The organism is Streptomyces sp. NPDC107765 (assembly GCF_055657085.1).
In genome coordinates this window covers 1-1,940 of sequence record NZ_JBVKBL010000035.1, presented here as the reverse complement: position 1 = coordinate 1,940, position 1,940 = coordinate 1, and the positions used below count along the sequence as shown (strand labels likewise).

The following is a 1,940-nucleotide window of genomic DNA, read 5'->3' as shown; positions in this document are numbered from 1 at the left end:
CGGCCCCGACACGCAGCAAGTTCCCCAGCCCTCATACAACCAGCGAACTACCACACACCCACCGTGACAAGATTACGTAACAAAGCCCTACTAGGCAGTGTCCTGGCGATCACGAGCGGAGCCAGATGACGAGCGCGGCTGCGGTAACGGTTCCGAGGCAGACGTAGCCGCGCTTGTCGAACCTGGTTGCAATCGCGCGGAAGGTCTTCAGTTTGTTGATCGCCCGTTCGACGGTGTTGCACTTCTTGTAGCGGTCCTTGCCGAAACCGGGCGGTCGGCCCCCGGCCCTGCCGCGTCGGACCCGATTGGCTGCCTGGTCGGCCTTCTCCGGGATGACCTGCCGGATTCCACGTCTGCGTATGTAGCGGCGAGTTCGGCGGTTGCTGTAGCCCTGTCGGCACTGACGCTTTCCGGCTTAGTACGTGGCCTGCCGCAGGCCAGCCGCGGCACGCGGATCCGGTCCATGACTGCCTCGAACTGGGTGCAGTCGGCGCACTGCCCGGGTGTGATGACTAGCGAGAGCATCCGGCAGCGGCCGTCCGCGCTCAGGTGGATCTTGGTAGTGAACCCGCCGCGCGACCGGCCGAGCACCTCACCTCTCTCACCACCTCCGCCAGCCGGTCGATCAGTTCCGCCCAAACCCGAGCGGCTCTGCCGCCTGGGCGGAGCTCCCTTTGATGGCGGGCGGTGGAGCGTGCCGGGCGCCGGCGGCCTGGTGGTGTGCGCGCTCGGACGTCGAGTCGACCGAGATGTCCCAGTCGATCTCGCCAGCCGCGTCCACCTCGGCCTGGATCCGCCGCAGGAGCATCTCCCACGTTCCGTCCGCCGACCAGCGGCGATGCCGCTCGTGCACCGTCTGCCACGGTCCGTACCGCTCCGGCAGATAGCGCCAGTGCACGCCCGTGCGGATCCGGTACAGCACCCCGTTCACGACCTGGCGGTGGTCCTGCCACCTGCCACAGCGCCCATTGCTGACCGGTAGCAGCGGCTCCAGCCGCTCCTACTGAGCATCCGTCAAGTCACCTCTGTCTCCCACGGTCCTATCAACGACTGGACTGATCGTCGGGGCGTCTTCCAACCCCCGGCAATGCTCGGTGCTGACGGCTGAATACGGTGGAGGGGCCCGGTTGAATGAGAGGACGCCAAGACGTGGATGTGTATGAGGCCGTGGACAGTCGCCGGGCCGTGCGGGCGTTCAGCGATGAGCCCGTGCCCAAGGAGGTACTCGAACGAGTGCTGACCGCAGCGACGCGGGCTCCGTCCAGCGGGAACCTCCAGCCGTGGCATCTGTACGTCGTGACCGGCGAACCCTTGGCGGAACTCAAGCGGACCGCAACGGCCAGGGCACTGGCGGGGGACCCCGGCGACGAGCGCGAGTACCCGATGTACCCGGACGGGCTGGCCTCGCCGTATCTGGACCGCTTCGCCGCTGCCGCCGCCCAGCGGTACGAATCGCTGGGGATCGAGCGCGACGACCCAGACCGGCCCAGGAAGATCGCCACCTTGAACTCGGAGGCGTTCGGGGCGCCAGCCGTCCTGTTCTGTTACCTCGACCGGACGATGGGGCCGGGGCAGTGGGCTGACGCCGGGATGTACCTGCAGACGGTCATGCTGTTGTTGAGGGCCGAGGGGCTGCACAGCTGCCCCCAGGTGATGTGGACCGTGTACCGGGAGACTGTCAGCCGGGCAGTCGGAGCCGGCGACGGACTCGTGCTGTTCTGTGGCGTCTCAGTGGGGTTCGAGAAGGAGGACGTGCCGCAACTGCGCACCGGGCGGGCGGAGATGACGGAAACGGTGAGCTTCATCGGAGTGTGACCGTTGGACGGCCAAGATCGACAGGACAGGTCCTAGTAGGGCTTTGTTACGTAATCTTGTCACGGTGGGTGTGTGGTAGTTCGCTGGTTGTATGAGGGCTGGGGAACTTGCTGCGTGTCGGGGCC

At 66.5% G+C, this 1,940-nt stretch carries 1 protein-coding gene and 1 pseudogene; one reads left to right on the top strand and one right to left on the bottom strand.

Annotated elements, in window-relative coordinates:
- Window positions 1-109: 109 nt before the first annotated feature.
- Window positions 110-994: pseudogene (locus tag ACZ7MX_RS39700) on the bottom strand (IS5 family transposase).
- A 155-nt stretch (window positions 995-1,149) separates the two neighbouring features.
- Here ACZ7MX_RS39700 and ACZ7MX_RS39695 point away from each other — a divergent pair.
- Window positions 1,150-1,815 carry a nitroreductase gene (locus ACZ7MX_RS39695; protein ID WP_472139593.1) on the top strand — a complete coding sequence of 222 codons (666 nt, stop codon included), beginning with the start codon at window positions 1,150-1,152 and terminating at the stop codon, window positions 1,813-1,815.
- Window positions 1,816-1,940 lie beyond the last annotated feature (125 nt).